Source organism: Burkholderia mycopellens (assembly GCF_964265025.1).
Taxonomy (GTDB): domain Bacteria; phylum Pseudomonadota; class Gammaproteobacteria; order Burkholderiales; family Burkholderiaceae; genus Burkholderia.
This window is the reverse complement of the sequence record NZ_OZ183802.1, coordinates 2481423-2496115: the sequence shown is the minus strand read 5'-3', so window position 1 is coordinate 2496115 and position 14693 is coordinate 2481423. Positions and strand designations below refer to the sequence as shown.

Below are 14693 nucleotides of genomic sequence, written 5' to 3'. Positions count from 1 at the left end.
GAGGAACATCGTGGAAGTCGGATTTTGCGGACCGGGATTGATGGGCGCGCCGATGATTCGGCATTTGCTGGCGGCCGGGCATCGGGTCAGCGTGTGGAATCGCTCGCGCGACAAGGCCGAGGCGCTCGTGAAGGACGGCGCGCAGGTGGTCGGCACGCCGCGCGAACTGGCGGAGCGCGTCGATACGGTATTCGTGTGTGTGCTCGACGGCCGCGCGGTGGGCGACGTCGTGTTCGGCGAGCACGGTCTGCTCTCCGGCGACGCCGCTGCGCGCCGCCTGCAGCGCATCGTCGATCATTCGAGCATTCCACCTGCCGCGACGCGCGATTACGCGGCGCGCGCGGCCGCACTCGGCGTCGGCTGGGTCGATGCGCCGGTGTCGGGCGGCGTGCCCGGCGCGCAGGCCGGCACGCTTGCGGTGATGGCCGGCGGCCGCACGGCCGATCTCGACGCGGTGCGGCCGCTGATCGACACGTACGCGTCGCGGATCACGCATATGGGCGACGCGGGAGCGGGGCAGACGGCGAAATTGTGCAACCAGGCGATCGTCACCGCGACGGTGACCGCGATTGCCGAGGCCGTCGGTCTTGCGCAGGCGAGCGGCATCGATGCCGCGCGGCTGGCCGAAGCGCTGGCCGGTGGCTGGGCCGATTCGGTGCTGCTGCAGACGTTCGTGCCGCGCATGACGTCGGGCGGTCATGCACCCATCGGCGCGCTCGGTACGTTCCAGAAGGACGTCGATGCGATTGCCGACGCGGCGCGCGACACCGGTGCGGTGATGCCCGTGTCGGCGACCGTCCAGCAGGTGTTGCGGCTCGGCGCCGCGCAAGGGCTCGCCGGTGCCGATTTCGCTGCGTTCATCGACATCGTGCGGCCCGGCAACGGGCGTCAGTGAGCTGGCGTCGTGACGGGCAGGAGGGGGCGTGAATGGCAGATGGGCCGCCCGGAGGCGGCCCATCGAATGGCAGGTTGATCAGCCGAGGGAGCGTGGTGTCGTGTCGCCGGCGTTCTGGCGGCCGAGCCCGCCGCGCAGGCTCGCTTTCGTGCCTGCACCAAACTCGGGCAGGATGCGCGCACGCGCACGGCTGGCGAACACGAGGAAGCCGAAGCCATTTGCTTCATACCAGTATCCGCCGTTCTCGAGGCCGTCCAGCGGCTGCTCGAGCGCGTTGGCGATCGACTCGATGCAGCGCTTGCGCAGCTCGGCGATGGCCGGATAGGGCGGCTGTGCGCCGCGCACGCTGCACAGGAGCACGTCGAGACCGGGCAGCACATGCGCGTACAGGACGGGTTCGTCCTGCGCGCGGGCGCGGGCAATCTTGGTGTCGAGCTGGGCAAACGGTTTCGAGTGGCGCAATACCGCGAGGAATGACTCCTGGCCATCCTGCTGGGCACGCCGACGTTTTTTCGGGAAGGACATAAACACTCGCCTCAAAAACAATTGCAAGAAATGCGGCACTTTCATGCGACCCACTCCCGGCTATGTACGCCGCATGTCGATCCTTTATAGCACACGAAAATGCTGCCTTCGTGCAGTACGACGATCAATGTCTCCCGTCGACCTGCTCGCCATGATCGACACAGCCAGCGTCTTGGCGCCCGTACTGTCGTTTAGTCTCCATCATAGACCTGCTTTCCCCGCGCGTGCATTCGCCCGTCACAAAAAAGTGAGATAGGCCGCATGCGGCGGTGCATCGCGCGCGCAATAAAAAGGCCCGCACGGGGCGGGCCTGGCTGGCGGGACGCTTGGCGATCAGCGCTGCTTCAGCGAATCGCGGATCTCGCGCAGCAGCACGGTGTCTTCCGGCGTCGCGGCCGGTGCGGCTTCTTCCGGCTTGCGCAGCTTGTTGATGAATTTCACCATCAGGAAAATGATGAACGCGAGGATGACGAAATTGATCGCCACCGTGATGAACGAGCCGTAGCCGAACGCCGCGACACCTGCGGCCTGCAGGTCCTTGAACGAATCGGGATTACCCTTGAACGTCGGGGGAATGGTGCCGAGCAGAACGAACTTGTTCGAGAAATCCAGGCCGCCGGTCAGCACGCCGATGACCGGCATGATGAGGTCTTTCACGACCGAGTCGACGATTTTCGAGAACGCGCCGCCGATGATCACGCCGACGGCGAGATCCATGACGTTGCCCTTGACGGCGAACTCCTTGAATTCCTTGATGATGCTCATGAGCGGCTTTCTCCTGATTGGGGCGAGAGGAGGCGTGCCGCGACGCGCAGGGATGCAGAGCGTCGAATGAGGGTCGGTGGCACGCCGATGGCCGCATGATAGCGAACGCTCCCCATTGCCGGTAGTCCATCTTGAAATGATTGACAAATCCGCGCGTCCGCGCGGCCGGCATGCAGGGGAGCGTGGCGTGCATTGCAGCGCGTCGCGGATGCGTCGACGCGCTGCGCAGCGTCAGGTGTTGTCGTCGGTCCAGCCGTCGTCGTTGCTGCCGAGATCCATGCCGCCGCCGCCGTTGCCGTCGCTCCAGTTCGAACTGTCGCCGCGGCCGAGGTCGAAGCCCGGGTCGTTGTCTTGCCGGCGGCGCTCGCCGTCGACGATCACGTCGCGTTCGACCACGCGCTCGCGGCCGCTCGACATCGCTTCGCCGAGCAATACGCCGGTCAGCAGCCCACCCATGCCGCCGCCGAAACCGCCGCCGCCTTGCTGGATCACGACCGGCGGCTGCTGTTGCGGGTAGGGCTGCTGCGGATACGGCTGGCCTTGCGCGCCCGTCATGCGATCGGCTTCCTGCGCATACACGGAGCCGCTGCCGTTCGCCGGTGCCGCGGGTTGCGCGGCCGGATCGGGGCGGCCTTCGACGCGTGCCTTCACGCTCGCATGACGCTGTTCGAGTTCGTCGATGCGATACGGCGGCACCGGATTCTTGCCGTTCGATAGCGATTCGACGAGCGTGCGCGCATCGGTCTCGATCGCGTCGAGTTCACCCGTGAGCGCCGCGGCGCCGGGCGCCGTGGACAGCTTCGCGTCGAGTTTCAGCGGACGGATGTCGTTCAGCACGTCGGTGGCACGCTTGAGCTGCGTGCGGCGTTCGTCGTCGGCGCGGCTGTCGTCGGCCGTGCGCGCACGCCGCAGCGTCCAGCGAAGCACCAGCGCGATCACCGCGACGATCAGCCCGAGGCCGATCCACATGCCGGTCGACGGGCCGTGTTTTTCGGCCGGCGCGACGGCGGGCGCGAGCGACGATTGCAGCGTACCGGCCTGCGTGGCCGAAGGCACGTTGCCGTTCACGCGCGCGGCGTCGGCGCGGATGCGCGACTCCGTCTGCGCGAAGCGCGATGCGTCGGTGAACTTGAGTTGCGGATCGAGCGACTTGGCGCGCTGTAATTGCTCGAGGGCGTCGGACGCCCGGCCTTCGCGATCCAGCACCTGTGCGTACAGGTAGCGCGCGTGCGCGTTGTTCGGATGGGCGTCGATGACTTGCGACAGCTGCGTGTCGGCTTGCTGCCAGTTGCGTTGCGCGATCGATTGCTCGACCTGCTGCAGCGACGGGACCGCAAACGCGGCGGACGACAGCAACATCAGCGAGAGGCCGAGTGCGGCGAGAGATTTCTTCATGGTCGAACCGGGCGCAGGCGCCCGTCTCCTGACGATCGGTTCGCGCCGCGCCCGGGGCGGGCGGCGGCGCGGTTGCCCGCGGTTGCCGTTACTGCGCGGGCGTATCGAGCTGCTTCTTCAGCGCGGCGAGGCGATCCTCGACCGACGGGCCCTTGTTCAGCGCGGCGAGCTTGTCGTCGAGCGCCTTGCCGCTCGACGTGTCGGCCGAATTCAGGCGCGCGTCCGAGCGTGCGTTCTGCAGCGCGACCTTGTCCTCGAGCTTCTGGAAATCCTCGGACAGGTTCTTGCCGCCGATGCCGCCCAGGGCGCTGGCCGCGACGTCCTTCGCCTGCGCGATTTCCTGCTTGGCCTGCAGGATGTTCGAGCGTGCATTCAGGTCGTTGCGGCGCTGACGCATGTCGGCGATCTGCCCCTTCAGCTTGTCGACCGACGGCTCGAGCGTCGACAGCTCGGCCGCGAGCGCGTCACGCTCGGCTTCCGCGTTCGACTGTGCGCTGAGTGCCTCGCGTGCGAGTGCTTCATCGCCGGCCTGCAGCGCGCGCTTCGCGCCGTCCTCGTACTTCTTCACCTTGTCGTCGGCCGCATCGCGCTTGCTGCGCTGGGTCGCGACCTGTGCCTCGATCTCGATCAGCGAATTCTCGGCACGGCCGATGCTGTCGTCGAGCTCCCGCACGATCTGCCGTGCGTCGCGCGACGGATCCTGTACCGAATCGGCCGCATCGTTCAGCAGGCCTTTGATCGTGCGCGAAACAGAGTCGAAAAGCGACATGAAATCCTCCGTGGTTGAAAGGCGCCGCGTGACCGCGGCAGTGCCCGTTGCGAGCCGGTTTCGACCCGCATGAGCCGGCGGATATTACACCACCGGTTCACTTAAATACGGCTTAAACGCGCGAGTTCAAGCGGCTTGCGCATCAGGATGTCGAACCTTTCGCGATTGAAAGAATATCGGCCATGCGCGCCATATTGCGTGTCCATGATAGGCAGAGGATGCCGACAATACGTTCCTCAAATCACGGCATTGCGGGAATTTTTACAAAAAATCGCGAAGGCACCCGGTCGATTTCATTAAAATGCGCTGTCACGTCGCGGGAACGGATTGCCGCGCGGCGGGGTCTGTCGACGTGACAGCCGTATCACGCCGTATCCGCTCTGATTCATTCGCCTGCATTTCCGCATGCGTCCGAGGGTGCCACGTACACCCGCCATTCCGACATGCCAATTATCAAACGACCGCCTTCTTCTTCCGACAGGAACGAACCCCACTACACGCTGCGCCGTTCGCCGTCCGGAGCCTATTACCCCGATGACGACGATCGCGACCCTCGCAACGACGACCGCCGCACCCAGCGCAGCGGCGGCGGGCGCCGCCGCTCGTTCGGCTCGCGCGTCGTGCTGTGGTTCGCCGGCCTGTTCGCGACGCTGGCGATCGTCGGCGCGCTGATCGTCGGCTACGCGCTGGTCGTGATGGCGCCGCAGCTGCCGTCGCTCGACGCGCTGACCAACTACCAGCCGAAGGTGCCGCTGCGCGTGTTCACGGCCGATCATGTGCTGATCGGCGAGTTCGGCGAGGAGCGCCGCAGCCTCGTGCGCTTCCAGGACATTCCGGACGTGATGAAGAAGGCCGTGCTCGCGATCGAGGACTACCGCTTCTACGAACACGGCGGCGTCGACTTCGTCGGTATCCTTCGCGCGGGCGTCGCCGACCTGATGCACGGCGGCGCGCGCCAGGGTGCGAGCACGATCACGATGCAGGTCGCGCGCAACTTCTTCCTGTCGAGCGAGAAGACCTATACGCGCAAGATTTACGAAATGCTGCTCGCGTACAAGATCGAGAGGGCCCTGACGAAGGACCAGATCCTCGAGCTGTACATGAACCAGATCTATCTCGGCCAGCGCTCGTACGGCTTCGCAGCCGCCGCGCGCGTCTATTTCGGCAAGGACCTGAAGGACATTACGCTCGCGGAAGCGGCGATGCTCGCGGGGCTGCCGAAGGCGCCGTCCGCGTATAACCCGGTCGTCAATCCGAAGCGCGCGAAGGTGCGCCAGGAATACATCCTGAAGCGCATGCTCGAGGTCGGCTACATCACGCAGCCGCAGTACGACGCGGCCGTGAAGGAAGAGATCCACGTGCGTACGCCGGGCAACCAGTACGCGGTGCACGGCGAGTACGTTGCCGAGATGGTGCGGCAGATGATGTACCAGCAGTACAAGGACGAGACCTATACGCGCGGGCTGACCGTCACGACGACGATCAACTCGTCCGACCAGGAAGCTGCGTACCAGGCCGTGCGTCGCGGCATTCTCGACTACGAGCGCCGCCACGGCTATCGCGGGCCGGAAGCGTCGATCAAGCTGCCCGCGGCCGGCGACGACCGCGACGAGGCGATCGACGACGCGCTCGCCGATCACCCGGACAACGGCGACCTGCAGTCGGCGGTCGTGCTGTCGGCGTCGCCGAACGCGGTCGAGGTGCAGTTCGTCGGCGGCGCGACCACGACGATCGGTCCGGCCGGGCTGCGCTTCGTGGCGGCCGCGCTCGGCCCCCGCGCGAACGACACGCTGCGCATCAAGCCGGGTTCGGTCGTGCGCGTGCTGAAGGACGGCAAGACGGGCTGGCAGGTCGTGCAGCTGCCGCAGGTCGAAGGCGCGCTCGTCGCGATCGCGCCGCAGGATGGCGCGATCCGCTCGCTCGTCGGCGGCTTCGACTTCAACAAGAGCAAGTTCAACCACGTGACGCAGGCGTGGCGGCAGCCGGGCTCGTCGTTCAAGCCGTTCATCTACTCGGCATCGCTCGACAAGGGCATGGGGCCGGCGACGATGATCAACGACGCGCCGCTGTACTTCCCGCCGAGCGTGCCGGGCGGCACCGCATGGGAGCCGAAGGACGACGACCAGCCGGACGGCCCGATGACGATGCGCACCGGCCTGCAGCGTTCGAAGAACCTCGTGTCGATCCGGATCCTCGCGTCGATCGGCACGCAGTATGCGCAGCAGTACGTGACGCAGCGCTTCGGCTTCGATCCCGCGAAGACGCCGCCTTACCTGCCGATGGCGCTCGGCGCGGGCCTCGTGACGCCGCTGCAGCTCGCGACCGGCTATGCGGTGTTCGCGAACGGCGGCTACAAGGTCGATCCGTACCTGATCGCCGAGGTCGACGACGCACGCGGCCAGCCGCTGCAGAAGTCGCAGCCGGTGCTCGCGGGCAGCACGGCGCCGCGCACGATCGAAGGCCGCAACGCGTACGTGATGAACAGCCTGCTGCATTCGGTCGCGACGGCCGGCACGGGCGCGGGCACCAACGTACTGGGCCGCAGCGACCTGCAGGGCAAGACCGGTACGACGAACGACGCGAAGGACGGCTGGTTCGCCGGCTACCAGCAGTCGCTCGTCGCGGTTGCGTGGATGGGCTTCGACCAGCCGAAGAGCCTCGGCAGCCGCGAATTCGGCGCGCAGCTCGCGTTGCCGATCTGGGTCAATTACATGCGCACCGCGCTGAACGGCGTGCCCGAGCAGCAGATGCCGATGCCGGACGGCCTGACCTCGATCGACGGCGAGCTGTACTACGCCGATCGCACGCCGGGCAACGGCTTCGTCGCGAACGTCGACATCAACCCGGCCGAAAATTCGATCAGCGCGAACGACGCGCTCGGCTCGGCCGGCGCGGCGGGGCTTGCGCCGCCGCCCGTCACGCCGCAGGAGAAGCAGCAGATCATGGATATGTTCGAGAACAAGTAAGCGGCATGCCGCCGTGCCGGCATGCGACGGGCGCCTTCGGGCGCCCGTTTTTTTTGAGCGAAGTGTCGGTAGGGAGAAGGGGAATCAGAACGACGCGCAGGCCGGTACGAGCGTGATGCCGACCGATTGCTGATGGAACCGCTGTATGTACGCTTGCCGGATCGCGGTGAGCCGTGCACGCGTGTCGGGCGTATCGTCGGCGATGATACGGATCACGAAGCTGTCTTCGCGGGTGATTCCCCCGCCGGCGCGGTCGCGCCACTGGCCGTGCGTGTCCCAGTAGGTGAGGCCGTCGGGGAACCTCGGTGTGACCGTGTCGGCGAGGAATGCCGCGCGTTCGGCATCGGTGACGGGGCCGCGCCCCGCGATGTCTCGCCCGAACAGCAGGTCGGCCAGCAGCATAGGGTTCCCGCCCGGCTGCGTGCAGGCCGACGGCGCGCCGACGACGGGCGAGGGTGGTGCCGCGCAACCGGCGAGCAGCGCGATCGCCATTGTGCATACGGCCAGCGACCGCATTTGCCCAATTCGTGACGATCGACCTTCGCGCGTGCAAAACGCTGCGCGCTCAACCACTTGCGTGCTTGTCCGGCGGGTTATCAACAGGGCTGTCAACATAATCTGGGGATAACCCTAGGTTTGTCCACGCGTGCCCGATGTGGGGTCAGTGCTGCAGTTTCGCGTGCGCGAGGTGCATGCCGAGCGTGCCGGGGTCGGTATTGGTGCCTGACAGCAGCACGCCGACGCGCTTTCCTTGAAGCGTTTCGCGCAGCGGGCCGAGCAGTGCGGCCAGTGCGGCGGCGCACGCCGGTTCGACCGACAGTTTCAGTTGCGAGAACAGGAACAGCATCGCGGCACGCAGCGCGTCGTCGGAGACGGTGACGATGCGGTCGACGTGGCGCCGGCACAGCTGGTAGCTGTATTCCTCGGTATGCGGCGCCATCAGCGAATCGGCGATCGTCTGCATCGCGCTCATCTTGATCGTGTGATTCGCCGCGAAGCTGCGGCTCATCGCGTCGGCGCGTTCCGGCTCGACGCCGTACACGTGCACGCGCGGATTCGCGAGCCGCAGCGCGGTCGCCATGCCGGCCGCGAGCCCGCCGCCGCCGATCGGCACGATCACCGCGTCGAGGTCGGGCGTCTGGGTCGCCCATTCGTAACCGAGCGTCGCGGTGCCGAGGATCGTGTGATAGCCGTTGAACGGATGGATGAAGAAGCGGCCTTCCTCGGCCTCGATCCGCCGGACGAGATCGAACGCCTGCGACGCGCTGCCGGCCAGCACGACTTCCGCGCGGTACTGCTTGCACTGCGCGATGCGCGACGGGCTCGCGGTATGGAACATCACGACCTTGGCGCTGCTGCCGAGCCGCATCGCCGCATACGCGACGGCCGCCGCGTGATTGCCGGCCGACACGCAGGTGACGCCGGCGTTCTTGCGCGCCTCGTCGAGTGCGAGCAAGTGCGTGAATGCGCCGCGCGCCTTGAAGCTGCCGCTGACCTGCAGCAACTCGAACTTGAAGTTGACGTGCGTGCCCTCGAGGGACGGCAGGTCGGCGCGTTCGAACACGGGCGTGCGCGCGACCCACGGCGACAGCGCGAAATGCTGCGCGGCGATGTCGTCGAGCGTCGGGATCGGCTCGCCGTCGATCGTCGTATGGGCGTTGCCCTGTTGTTCAGTCGACATGACGTGGCGGGTGGCGGAGTGGGCCGGCCCGCACACGCGGGCCGGCGTGGCGGGGGCAGTCAGTGTGCGTCGACCGACATGCTGCGGATGAACTTGCGCAGGAACTGCTCGCAGCCGGCGAGCTGCGCGAGCTCGACATATTCGTTCGGCTTGTGCGCCTGCTCGATGTTGCCGGGCCCGCACACGACGCTCGGGATGCCCGCGCGTTCGAACAGGCCGGCCTCGGTGCCGTAGGCGACCTTGCGCTTGTCCTGGTCGGCCGTCAGCGCGCGTACGAGCTGCGTGATCGCGGCCTGTTCGGTGGCGTCGAGGCCGGGCGCCGCGGCGATCTTCGAGAACTCGATCGCGGCATTCGGATGCTCGCGAAGCATCTGCGGCAGCAGCGTTTCCCGCGCATACGCTTCGATGCGCGTGAAGATCTGCTCGGGATCGAGCGTCGGCAGGTTGCGGAACTCGAAGTCGAACCGGCATTCGGCCGGCACCGTGTTGATCGCGTTGCCGCCCTGGATCGTGCTTGTCTGCGCGGTCGTGAACGGCACGTCGTACAGCGCGTCGAACGGGCCTTCGGCGCGGAAGCGCTCGGCGATGTCGCGGATATGGCAGATGAGGCGCGCCGCGTACTCGATCGCGTTCAGCCCCTTCGGCGTCAGCGACGAATGCGCCGCGTGGCCGCGCACGCAGCAGCGGTACGCATTGATGCCCTTGTGCGCGATGATCGGCCGCATGCTGGTCGGCTCGCCGACGATGCAGCCGGACGGTTGCACGCCGCGCTTGACGAGGTCGGCGATCATCAGCGGCGCGCCTGCGCAACCGATTTCCTCGTCGTAGGACAGCGCGAAATGGATCGGCTTCGCGAGCCTGGTCGCCTGCATCTCGGGCAGCAGCGCGAGCGCGGCGCCGATGAAGCCCTTCATGTCGCAGGTGCCGCGGCCATACAGGCGGCCGTCGCGGATTTCCGGCGCAAACGGGTTGCTGTCCCATTGCTGGCCGTCGACCGGTACGACGTCGGTATGCCCCGACAGCACGATGCCGCCGTTCGTCGAACCGTCGTGCGCGGGCACGGTTGCGAACAGGTTCGCCCAGCCTTCACGCGGATCGTGCGTGATCGTCGATGCAATGCCCTTCGCCGCGAGCGCATCGCGCACCGTTTCGATCAGGCCGAGGTTCGGCACGCGGCTCGTCGTGTCCATCGACACCAGTTGCTTGATCCAGGGCAGGCTGACGAGGGACGTGTCGCCTTGGTCGGCGGCGGACGGCGCCGTCGCGTCGAGAGTGGACATGGCAAAACTCCGTCTGATGAATGGGAAAATCATACTCAAAAACGCGTCGGCCCGCCCGCGCCGGGCGCAGTGCGGTGCAGCAACGCCGCACCCGTCGGGATCGCGTCAGCGCACCGCGGCAGCCGCTCCCTGCTTCGGCGCGAGCGCGCGCAGCGTTTCCTTGATCGTCGACACGCGGATCGCGAGGTCGGGCGAGCGCGTCTCGATGCGCAGCTTGTCCTGGCCCGCGAGCTTGATGTGCCGATGCTTCTGCACCATCTCGATGATCCGCATCGGATCGATCGGCGGATTCGGCTCGAACTGCAGCCCGATCGCAACCTCGCTTGCATCGATCTTCACGATGCCGAGCGGCTTCGCGGCGATCCGCAGCCGATGGGTCTCGACGAGCGCGTGCGCCTGCGGCGGCAGTTTGCCGAAGCGGTCGATCAGCTCTTCCTGGATGCCGTCGATCGCGTCGCCGTGCTCGCAGTTCGCGAGACGCTTGTACAGCGACAGCCGCTCCTGCACGTCCGCGCAGTAGTCGGCCGGCAGGATCGCCGGCGCGTGCAGGTTGATTTCCGTCGTCGCGGCGAGCGGGGCGGTGAGGTCGGGCTCCTTGCCGTTCTTCAGCGCCTTCACCGCGTCGTTCAGCATGTCCGTATAGAGCTGGAAGCCGATCTCGTGAATTTCCCCCGACTGCTTGTCGCCGAGCACTTCGCCGGTACCGCGGATCTCGAGGTCGTGCATCGCGAGATAGAAGCCCGAACCGAGTTCCTCCATCTGCTGGATCGCTTCGAGCCGGCGCTGTGCCTGCTTGGTCAGCGCCTGCGGATCGTGGACCAGCAGGTACGCATATGCCTGGTGATGCGAGCGGCCGACGCGGCCGCGCAGCTGGTGAAGCTGCGCGAGGCCGAACTTGTCCGCGCGGTGCATGATGATCGTGTTCGCGCTCGGCACGTCGATGCCGGTCTCGATGATGGTCGTGCACAGCAGCACGTTCGCGCGCTGCGCGACGAAATCGCGCATCACCCGTTCGAGCTCGCGCTCATGCATCTGGCCGTGCGCGATCACGATGCGTGCTTCGGGCACGAGCGCCTCGAGCATCGCCTTGCGGTTCTCGATCGTCTCGACTTCGTTGTGCAGGAAGTACACCTGGCCGCCGCGCTTCAGTTCGCGCAGCATCGCCTCGCGGATCACGCTTTCTTCCTCGCGACGCACGAAGGTCTTGATCGCGAGCCGCTTCTGCGGCGCGGTTGCAATGACCGAGAAATCGCGCAGCCCTTCGAGCGCCATCCCGAGCGTGCGCGGGATCGGCGTCGCGGTGAGCGTCAGCACGTCGACTTCCGCGCGCAGCGCCTTCAGCGCTTCCTTCTGGCGCACGCCGAAGCGGTGTTCCTCGTCGATGATCACGAGGCCGAGGCGCTTGAACTGCACGTCCGACGACAGCAGCTTGTGCGTGCCGATCACGATGTCGACGCTGCCTTCGTTGATCTGCGCGATCGCCGCGTTGACCTCCTTCGTGGTCTTGAAGCGCGACAGCTCGACGATCCGCACCGGCCAGTCCGCGAAGCGGTCGACGAAGGTCTGCGTGTGCTGCTCGGCGAGCAGCGTGGTCGGCGACAGCAGCGCGACCTGCTTGCCGCCCAGCACCGCGATGAACGCCGCGCGCAGCGCGACCTCGGTCTTGCCGAAGCCGACGTCGCCGCATACGAGGCGGTCCATCGGCTTGCCGCTCGTCATGTCGCCGATCACGGCCGCGATGGCGGCGGCCTGGTCGGGGGTTTCCTCGAAACCGAAGCTTTCGGCGAACTTCACGTAGTCGCGCGGATCGAGCGAGAACGCGTGGCCTTCGCGGGCCGCGCGGCGCGCGTACAGGTTCAGCAGCTCGGCGGCCGTGTCGCGGATCTGCTGTGCGGCCTTGCGCTTCGCGCGTTCCCACTGGCCGGAGCCGAGCGCGTGCAGCGGCGCGCTGTCGGGATCGGCGCCGCTGTAGCGCGAGATCACGTGCAATTGCGCGACGGGCACGTAGAGCTTGCTGTCGCCCGAGTATTCGAGATGCAGGAATTCGGTCTCGCCTTCGCCGAGATCCATCGACACGAGGCCCATGTAGCGGCCGATGCCGTGCTGCGCGTGGACGACCGGGTCGCCGACCTTCAGCTCCGACAGGTCCCGCACCATCGCGTCGACGTTGCTGGCCTGTTCCTGCCGGCGGCGGCCCGCGCGGCGGCCGAGCGCACCGTACAGCTCGGTTTCGGTGACGATCGCATAACCTTCGCCCGGCACCGCGAAGCCGCTCGACAGCGGCGCGACGCCGAGCGCGAAGCGTTCGTCGCTCGCGAGCCAGCCCGCGAAGTGGTCGTTCGACGCGGGGCGCAGGTGATGCTCGGCGAGCAGTTGCAGGATCGTCTCGCGGCGGCCGGCCGATTCGACGGTCAGCAGCACGCGCTTGCCTGACGATTCGACGAACGTGCGCAGCGACGCGAGCGGATCGTCGGAATGCCGGTCGACGGTGAGCTCGGGCAGCGCCGTTGCCCAGCCGCCGGCCGGTTGCGCGGGCAGCACGACGCGTGCGAACGGTTTCGCGAACGCGAAGAAATCCTCATCGGACAGGAACAGGCGCTGCGGCTCGAGGATCGGCCGTTCGCGATCGTGCGACAGGAACGCGTGGCGCTGCTTCGTATCGGCCGTGAAGCGGCGGATCGAAGCCTCGAGATCGCCCGTGAACACGAGGTGCGCGTCCTGCGGCAGGTAGTGGAACAGCGTGGCCGTCTCGTGGAAGAACAGCGGCAGGTAATACTCGATGCCGGCCGACGGCACGCCGTTGCCGATGTCCTTGTAGATCGGCGCACGGCTCGGGTCGCCTTCGAAGGTCTCGCGCCAGCGGCTGCGGAAGGCCGTGCGCGCGGCTTCGTCGAACGGAAACTCGCGGCCGGGCAACAGGCGCACGTCGCGCACCGGGTAGAGGCTGCGCTGTGTGTCGGGGTCGAACGCGCGGATCGAGTCGACCTGGTCGTCGAACAGGTCGATCCGGTACGGCAGCGGCGAACCCATCGGGTACAGGTCGATCAGCGAACCGCGCACGCAGTATTCGCCGGGCCGCACGACCTGGCTCACGTGCTCGTAGCCGGCCAGCGTGAGCTGCGCCTTCAGCTTCGCCTCGTCGAGCCGTTCGCCCTGCGCGAACGCGAACGTGTACGCGGCCATGAACGACGCCGGCGGCATCCGGTACAGCGCGGTGGTCGCGGGCACGAGCAGGATGTCGCAGCGGCCTTCGCCGAGGTCGTGCAGCGTCGCGAGCCGCTCGGACACGAGGTCCTGGTGCGGCGAGAACGTGTCGTACGGCAGCGTTTCCCAGTCCGGCAGCAGGCGCACGCGCGCATCGGGCGAGAAGTAGCGGATTTCCTGCGAGAGCCGCTGCGAGTCGACCGCGTTCGCACAGATCACCGCCAGAAGCGGCACGTCCTGGCGGTTATCGTCAAGATAACGGGCAATGGCGAGCGCGTCGGCGGAACCGTGCGCGCCGTCGAAGGCAAAGCGCTGGCCGGGTTTGACGCGGGCAACGGGCGAGGCGGACGGGGTGGAAGCGTTATCTGGCATAGGGACGGCAGGGGTGGCGTACACGGGCGCATCGCGGTGCGCCGGTCGAGACGAAAGACCTATTATAAAATCCGCTTCTCGATTTCATCTTTCCGGCGTTTCCTTTCGTGACTCCCCGACTTTTCGCCCTGATTCCCTGTGCCGGCACGGGCAGCCGTTCCGGTTCGGCCGTGCCGAAGCAATATCGCACGCTGGCCGGCCGCGCGCTGCTGCATTACACGCTCGCCGCGTTCGATGCGTGCAGCGAATTCGCGCAGACGCTCGTCGTCCTCGCGCCCGACGATTCCCATTTCGACGCGCGCCGCTTCGCGGGCCTGCGCTTCGCGGTGCGCCGCTGCGGCGGCGGCTCGCGCCAGGCGTCGGTGCTGAACGGGCTGCTCGAGCTGACCGAGTTCGGCGCGACCGACCGCGACTGGGTGCTCGTGCACGATGCCGCCCGCCCGGGCATCACGCCGGAGCTGATCCGCACGCTCGTCGCGACGCTGAAGGACGATCCGGTCGGCGGCATCGTCGCGCTGCCGGTGGCCGATACGCTCAAGCGCGTGCCGGCCGGCGGCGACGCGATCGCGCGCACCGAGTCGCGCGACGCACTGTGGCAGGCGCAGACGCCGCAGATGTTCCGCATCGGCATGCTGCGCGACGCGATCCTGCGCGCGCAGCGCGAAGGGCACGACCTGACCGACGAAGCGAGCGCGATCGAATGGGCCGGCCATACGCCGCGCGTCGTGCAGGGCAGCCTGCGCAACTTCAAGGTCACGTACCCGGAAGATTTCGCGCTCGCGGAAGCGATCCTCGCGCGCCCCGCGCACGCTTCCTGACTTTCACCCCATCTCAATCGGAA

At 67.2% G+C, this 14693-nt stretch carries 11 protein-coding genes; 3 read left to right on the top strand and 8 right to left on the bottom strand.

What is annotated here, in order from left to right; all coding sequences use genetic code 11:
- The first annotated feature begins 10 nt into the window (after positions 1-10).
- Positions 11-895: an NAD(P)-dependent oxidoreductase gene (locus ACPTTC_RS11505; RefSeq protein WP_423392555.1), complete on the top strand. Its 885-nt coding sequence runs from the start codon at positions 11-13 to the stop codon at positions 893-895.
- A gap of 78 nt (positions 896-973) precedes the next feature.
- On the opposite strand, the gene ACPTTC_RS11500 is transcribed toward ACPTTC_RS11505, so the two are convergent.
- From ACPTTC_RS11500 to ACPTTC_RS11485, 4 genes are all read right to left on the bottom strand, one after another.
- Positions 974-1420, bottom strand: coding sequence for a hypothetical protein (locus ACPTTC_RS11500; RefSeq protein ID WP_027784713.1), 447 nt, complete (start codon positions 1418-1420; stop codon positions 974-976).
- 333 nt (positions 1421-1753) lie between these two features.
- Complete coding sequence (mscL, locus tag ACPTTC_RS11495; protein WP_006487991.1) at positions 1754-2185, bottom strand: large conductance mechanosensitive channel protein MscL; 432 nt, start codon at positions 2183-2185, stop codon at positions 1754-1756.
- Positions 2186-2416: 231 nt separating this feature from the next.
- Positions 2417-3580: a tetratricopeptide repeat protein gene (locus ACPTTC_RS11490; RefSeq protein WP_423392554.1), complete on the bottom strand. Its 1164-nt coding sequence runs from the start codon at positions 3578-3580 to the stop codon at positions 2417-2419.
- An 88-nt stretch (positions 3581-3668) separates the two neighbouring features.
- A complete protein-coding gene (locus ACPTTC_RS11485) occupies positions 3669-4349 on the bottom strand; it encodes a PspA/IM30 family protein (protein ID WP_113045091.1) in 681 nt (226 codons plus the stop codon).
- 443 nt (positions 4350-4792) lie between these two features.
- Between ACPTTC_RS11485 and ACPTTC_RS11480 the strand changes: the two genes are divergently transcribed.
- Positions 4793-7315, top strand: a complete 2523-nt coding sequence (locus ACPTTC_RS11480) for a penicillin-binding protein 1A (RefSeq protein ID WP_423392553.1) — start codon at positions 4793-4795, stop codon at positions 7313-7315.
- An 84-nt stretch (positions 7316-7399) separates the two neighbouring features.
- Here the strand turns inward: ACPTTC_RS11480 and ACPTTC_RS11475 are convergent, their stop codons facing one another.
- The 4 genes from ACPTTC_RS11475 to mfd form a co-directional block, all read right to left on the bottom strand.
- A complete protein-coding gene (locus tag ACPTTC_RS11475) occupies positions 7400-7831 on the bottom strand; it encodes a DUF3574 domain-containing protein (protein ID WP_423392552.1) in 432 nt (143 codons plus the stop codon).
- 145 nt (positions 7832-7976) lie between these two features.
- On the bottom strand, positions 7977-8996 hold the full coding sequence (locus ACPTTC_RS11470) for a threonine/serine dehydratase (protein WP_175955813.1): 1020 nt from the start codon (positions 8994-8996) through the stop codon (positions 7977-7979).
- A 59-nt stretch (positions 8997-9055) separates the two neighbouring features.
- Entirely contained in the window at positions 9056-10276 is a 1221-nt protein-coding gene (gene argE / locus ACPTTC_RS11465; RefSeq protein WP_423392551.1) for an acetylornithine deacetylase, read from the bottom strand.
- A 105-nt stretch (positions 10277-10381) separates the two neighbouring features.
- Positions 10382-13852 carry a transcription-repair coupling factor gene (mfd, locus tag ACPTTC_RS11460; RefSeq protein ID WP_423392550.1) on the bottom strand — a complete coding sequence of 1157 codons (3471 nt, stop codon included), beginning with the start codon at positions 13850-13852 and terminating at the stop codon, positions 10382-10384.
- Positions 13853-13959: 107 nt separating this feature from the next.
- Here mfd and ispD point away from each other — a divergent pair, with 107 nt between their 5' ends.
- Positions 13960-14670 (top strand): 2-C-methyl-D-erythritol 4-phosphate cytidylyltransferase, encoded by a 711-nt coding sequence (ispD, locus tag ACPTTC_RS11455; RefSeq protein WP_226196846.1) that lies wholly within the window; start codon positions 13960-13962, stop codon positions 14668-14670.
- Positions 14671-14693: the final 23 nt, after the last annotated feature.